At 67.3% G+C, this 6,099-nt stretch carries 2 protein-coding genes and 1 riboswitch; both genes read left to right on the plus strand.

Going from position 1 to position 6,099, the window contains the following annotated elements:
• Nucleotides 1–9: 9 nt before the first annotated feature.
• Nucleotides 10–195, minus strand: a riboswitch (cobalamin riboswitch).
• A gap of 121 nt (nt 196–316) precedes the next feature.
• Nucleotides 317–1,291 carry an ABC transporter ATP-binding protein gene (locus BUC15_RS10725; protein ID WP_073188056.1) on the plus strand — a complete coding sequence of 325 codons (975 nt, stop codon included), beginning with the start codon at nt 317–319 and terminating at the stop codon, nt 1,289–1,291.
• Between the two features lie 215 nt (nt 1,292–1,506).
• Nucleotides 1,507–5,895 carry a right-handed parallel beta-helix repeat-containing protein gene (locus BUC15_RS10730; protein WP_175558302.1) on the plus strand — a complete coding sequence of 1,463 codons (4,389 nt, stop codon included), beginning with the start codon at nt 1,507–1,509 and terminating at the stop codon, nt 5,893–5,895.
• Nucleotides 5,896–6,099: the final 204 nt, after the last annotated feature.

Here is a 6,099-nt window from a genome sequence, read left to right on the forward strand (position 1 = left end):
AACCCTCGAAGGACGAAACACACTCCGGTCAGGTTTCCTGACTCACGCTTCGGCACGGCTGTTCTGGCCTTCCCGGACTGTCCGTCCAGTGGCCCGATCCTGACGATCGTCGGAACACCCGCTCAGCGCTCACAGTGGGGAGGACCGCTCCAGATTCACGCTGGATTCCCATTCACCGGAATACGGGCAACCTATCACGGGGTTGAGCGCGCGGCGCGACCGCCCCGGAACATGCGTCTTGCACTTCCCTGCTGGCAGGATTGGCGGGAATCACGATGGCGGCGGCCGAACGGCTCCGTCCCCAGGAGGTGGCGACGTGGTAGCAGGCCTTGAGGTGCGCGGGGTGGAGGTGCGCTACGGCGCAGCGGTCGCCGTCGAGGATGTGAGCCTGGTGGTCGAACCCGGCACTGTGGTCGGGCTGCTGGGCCCATCCGGCTCCGGCAAGTCGACGCTGCTGCGGGCAATCGCCGGGCTGGAGCCGTTGACGGCCGGTTCGATCCTGTGGGAGGGCGACGACCTGGCCGGTGTGAAGGTGTTCAAACGCAACTTCGGCCTGGTGTTCCAGGACGCCCAACTCTTCCCCACCATGACGGTGGGCCGCAACATCGCCTACGGCCTCGGCAAACTCCCGCGTCCGGCCCAGCAGACACGGGTGACAGAGATGCTGGAACTGGTCGGGTTACCAGGATTTCAGGACCGCAGGGTAACCGAGCTTTCCGGCGGGCAGGCGCAGCGGGTGGCACTGGCCAGGTCGCTGGCCCCGACGCCCAGGGCCCTGCTGCTCGACGAGCCCCTTTCGGCCCTGGACACGGGCCTGCGGCGGCGACTGGCCGAGGACCTGGCAAGGATTCTGCGGGAGAGCCGGACCACCGCCGTCTACGTGACCCACGACCAGCAGGAGGCCTACACCGTCGCCGACCGGGTCGCGGTGCTCACCGAAGGACACCTCCTGCAGCTGGCCGATCCCGAGACCCTGCGGCACGCCCCTGCCACCCGCGAGGTCGCCGCATTCCTCGGGGCGCGCGCCTTCGTCACGGAGGCAGTGGCGCGATCGCTCGGCTGGGACGGGTCGCTCGCCACCGGAGAGATCCTCGCGGTGCTGCCGGGTTCGCTGGTGCTCGCCGACGACGGCGTGGAGGTGGAGGTACTTGACCAGGGCTACACCGTCGACGACGTCGAGATCGGGGTGCGGCTCCCCGACGGGCAGCGGGCGGTGGTGTCGTCGTCCGACCGGGTCGACGCCAGCTCAGTGCGCGTGAGGCTGACCGGCGGGGCTCCCATCCCCGCCTGATCGCCTGATCCCGGGGCCGGAACACTCAGTTCCACAGAGCACTTCCGCGCCCGTCCCCATTGTGTCGGTCCTACCACCTAGTGTGACCCCATGGTCATTGGAGTCCCCGAATCCGAGGCATTTTCGCCCTCTTGGTAGCCGTCCTCATGGTCTTCACGACGGTGGCGGCGAGCCCCGCCTCAGCCGATCCACCGTCGGACGCGGTAGGAACCGTCGTGGACGTCACCGACTACGGCGCCGACCCGACAGGCGCCGCCGATTCGACGCCCGGGGTGGTGGCCGCCATCGCCCACGCCAAGTCGCTCGACGCCCCGACGACGATCTGGTTCCCCGAAGGCACCTACCATTTCTGGCCCGAGCAGGCGCCCCAGCGGGAGCTCTACACGTCAAACACCGTCGGCACGCTCCAGCAGTTCAAGATGAAGCGACTGCCGATCCTTATCGAGGACATGGAAGACGTGGTCGTCGACGGCGGCGGCTCCGCGTTCCTGTTCCACGGCATCCAGACGGCGTTCGCCTCGATCCGCTCCACGAACGTGACTTTCCAGAACTTCTCCACCGATTTCGTCGGCCCGAGGGTGGTCGAGACCACGGTCATCGAGACGGGCACGGCCAACGGCCGCGCCTTCCGCACGGTCGCCGTCACCCCGACGATCGACTACTCGGTCCAGGGCACCACCATCACCTGGCGAGGCGAGACCAGCCCCGTCACCGGCCAGCCGTACTGGACGGGGCAGAACTCGCTGCCCGGGCGGCAGCACTACGGCCAGCTGTACAACACCGCCACTGGCCACGCCGAACGCTTCAACGCGGGTGGCCCGCTGTTCTCCGGCGTCACCGGCATCGAGGACCTGGGCGATCACCGGATCCGGTTCACCTACTCCACGGCGACGGCGCCGACCGACCTGGGCGTCATGTACCAGTTCCGAGACATTGAGCGCGACACCCCCGGCGCCTTCATCTGGGAGAGCAGGAACACCACAATCCAGAACCTGGACGTCCACTACCTGCAGAACTTCGGCATCCTGTCGCAGATGACCGACACGGTCACCGTCGACTCGCTGCGGTTCCACGCCGACCCGGGCGGGTGGCGCAGCACCACCAACTTCGCCGATCTGCTCCACTTCTCAGGGGTCAAGGGCAAGGTCAGCATCACCAACTCGACGTTCCACAACCCGCAGGACGACCCGATCAACATCCACGGCACCTATCTCCGTGTCGTCGGCCGCCCCGCTCCGAACCAGGTGACCCTGCGCTACATGCATGACGAGACCGCCGGGTTCCAGCAGTACTTCGTGGGCGACCAGGTGGAGTTCGTGAACGACCGCACCATGCTGCCGATCGACCTGGGCCCGGCGGTGGTCACCGCCGTCACCGGCCCGTCCGGCAACACCGACGAGTCGCTGCGCACCACCACCGTCACCTTCGACCGTGAGATCCCCGCAAACGTCGCCTCCGGCGCCGGTTTCGTCGCCGAGAACGTCACCTACACCCCTGAGGTTCACATCGCGGGAAACAGCTTCTCAGACGCGCCGACGCGCGGCATCCTCGTCACGACCCGCAAGCCGGTCCTGATCGAGAACAACCGTTTCGACCAGATGCACATGGCCTCGATCCTGATCTCCGACGATGCCTACCAGTGGTACGAGTCGGGTCGCGCCACCGACGTCACGATCCGGAACAACACGTTCAGCCGCACGTCGACCGACCAGCCCGTCATCTACTTCGACCCCACCAACCGCGACACCGTGCCGGGCCGGACGGTGCACAGCAACGTCCTGATCGAGGGCAATGTGTTCAACGTCGCCGGCTCTCAGTTGATCGCCGGACGGTCGGTCGCCGACCTCACGTTCCGCGACAACACCGTCCAGCGGGAGCACTCGCAGGCCGCCGTGAACCTCGACGTCGCCCGCACCACCCTGTCGGCCGGTGAGGTCACCACCGCCAGCGGCACGGGCACCGGCGAGGCCTATTCGCGTCCGCTGTTCCAACTCGACGGCTCGCTGAACATCAACCTCACCGGAAACCGCTACGACAACGGGCTGAACCTCAGGTTCGACGGCTCGAACACCTCGGCCTCCGAGGTCCATGCCGCCGACGACGGGGTGCTGGTCGGAGCCGACAACAACCTCGATCCCCGCGGCCGGATCGGATACCTGAGCACCAACCCGACGGTAGCAACCGTGGATGCCGACGGCACCATCCGGGCGCGCTCCGCGGGCAACACCGACATCATCGCGTTCGCCGCGTCCCAGGTCGGCGCGCACGAGTCGGCCCCGGTGCAACTCACCGTCACCGGCACCGCGCCGGGGGGCGATGCGGCGCCCATCGCCATCACCTCATCCGAGGGCACACAACTGGCGCCGGGGCAGGGCACCCAGTTGTCCGCCGACGCTGACGACGTCACCTGGCAGGTCCGCTCGTTGGCGGGCAACAGCGCAACCATCTCGTCCACCGGTGCCCTCACGGCCGGGTCCGCTGGCGTGTTCGAGGTCACCGCGACCGGCGTCGACGGCGCCCGCGGAACCCTCCTGCTGTCGGTCCACGCCCCCCTCGCTGACTCGCTGGGTGAGCGGTGGGCAGTTTCCAACCCCGATCCGGCCGCCCGCCTCGAACTCACCGCCGAAGGGCATCTTCTGATGACCCCCGCCGGTGCCGGCTCGATGTGGGGGTCGGACAACCGGGCTGGAAACATCCTCACCAACACCGAGCAGAGCCTGGCGGTCGGCGAGTCTGCCACCGTCAAGATGGCTGGCCGCACGCAGGGTGGCTGGGAGGAGGCCGGTCTTGGGCTGATCGTGAACCAGGACAACTACCTGACCATCCAGCGCAAGCACAACAACACCCCGGCCACCCTGAACGTCGTGACGGAGGCGGCGGGCTCGGCCAACGAGTCCCGATCGATCCCGAGCCCGACGCAGGACCCGATCTGGCTGCGGCTCACCCGCACCGGGGAGTCCACCTTTCAGGGCAGCTACTCGACAGACGGCGTCACGTTCAGCGACCTCGGGTCGCCGGTCACCAACGCCACCATCGGATCGGCGAAGGTCGGCTTCGTCGTCGCCACCAAGACCACAGGCTCGATCAACCACGAGTTCGTCTTCTCCGACCTCCTGGTCGCCGACCGGGCAGTCGCCTTCGCCGACGCGAACGCCGCGCCGGTCGCCTCCGAGGTGACGGTCGCCCAGAGTGGCGCCGAACTGTTGGCCGCGTGGCACTTCACCGATCCCGACGGGGATGCCCAGGGAGATTCGGTGGTGCGCTGGCTACGGGACGGTGAACCCGTCGGCACCGGGGCGACGCTGACGGTCACCGGGGATCTGGTTGGTTCCCAGGTCAGCGCGCATGTGGTCGCCCGCGACTCCCGCGGAGGGTTCTCCGCACCGGTCTCGAGCGCCCCGGTTACGGTGGCATCCCCGACAGACGCCGCGGGGGATGCGACCCTCGCAAGGGTCGACGTGCGAAACGCTGTGGCCGACGACGCGCTCCTGACTGCTTCGCGTTCAGCCGATGCCATCTTCCTGCTCCCCGTGCCCACGGCTGCGGGAGCGACGGTCAAGGTTTCAACGTCCGGGGCCGCGATCGAGGCCGACAGCCTGGGTTGGTACCGGCTCCCTCTCGGCGAGGAGTCGACGGGGATCACGGTCGCGGTCACCTCACCCGACGGCACCGCTGAGACCAGCGCTGCCTACACCGCCGTCCGCGATGGGGACAACCGGGCTCGGCTGGCTGGCGTCAACGTCGTCTCCGGGCCGAGTTGGGCCGGTTTCTCGCCGGACGCGCACTCCTACCTGCAGGTTGTCGGGTCGGCCGTGAACCAGTCGTGCCTGGCGTTCACCCCCGAGTCCCCGACAGATGCGGTGTACGTGACTCTCAACGGCCGCGACCTGGCTGCGAGGAGTGGCCGGTTCGCCTACGCCATCATCCCGGGGCTCAACACCCTCGAGGTCCGGACCCTGGCCCCCGACGGCCACACCTCGGCGCTGTACCGCTTCCAGGCCATCTCCCTCGGCCCGGACGTCCAGTTGAGCGATGACCAGGTCACCTGTGGAGGGCCGACACCAACACCCACTACCACACCGACCCCAACACCAACCCCCACACCCACACCGACCCCAACACCCACACCAACCGCGACGCCGACGCCGACGGCTACTCCGACTACGCCTGCGGGGTTTGTCCCGACGGCTCCGTATTCGTTGCCCGGGGCGCACACCATCAATGGGCGTCAGTGGTTCACCACCTGTGAGAAGTATTCGCAGACTGAGCGTTGCCGCACTGAGATCTGGGCGAGCATCGTGGTCAGGGATAAGAGCGGGAATTTCTCGATCAGGCGGGGTTGGGCGTTCAACAACATGACGTACCTGCCTTACATGACCAGGGCTCAGTGGGCCAATAACCCGCTGGGGCACACGGGGTCGTGGACGGCGACTGATGGTCGTAGGTGGCGTACCGAGTGTGATACGGCGCTGAGTGGTCCGAATGCGTGTCGTAGCTTTGCCTGGGCCACGGTCTATGAGGCTAAGGCGAAGGCTGGTGGCGGTTACACGTTCAGCCAGACCAATAAGTGGGTCTTCAACAACATCGTGATGTTCAAGGGGTGACCGCCGCGCTGGTTGAGCCGCCTCGTGAGGAACGAACGAGGCGTGACGTCCACCCCCGCGCCCGGTGCAGAATGCTGTCTACAGGTTCTTGAGAAGGTCTGCGAACACGTCACGAGTGGTTTCGTCACGGTCCCCCGCGCCGGTTGAGCCGCCTTGTGAGGTACGAGCAAGGCGTGACGAAACCACCTGGCACACGGTGCAGCA

This window comes from Tessaracoccus bendigoensis DSM 12906, assembly GCF_900141915.1.
GTDB classification, from domain to species: domain Bacteria; phylum Actinomycetota; class Actinomycetes; order Propionibacteriales; family Propionibacteriaceae; genus Arachnia; species Arachnia bendigoensis.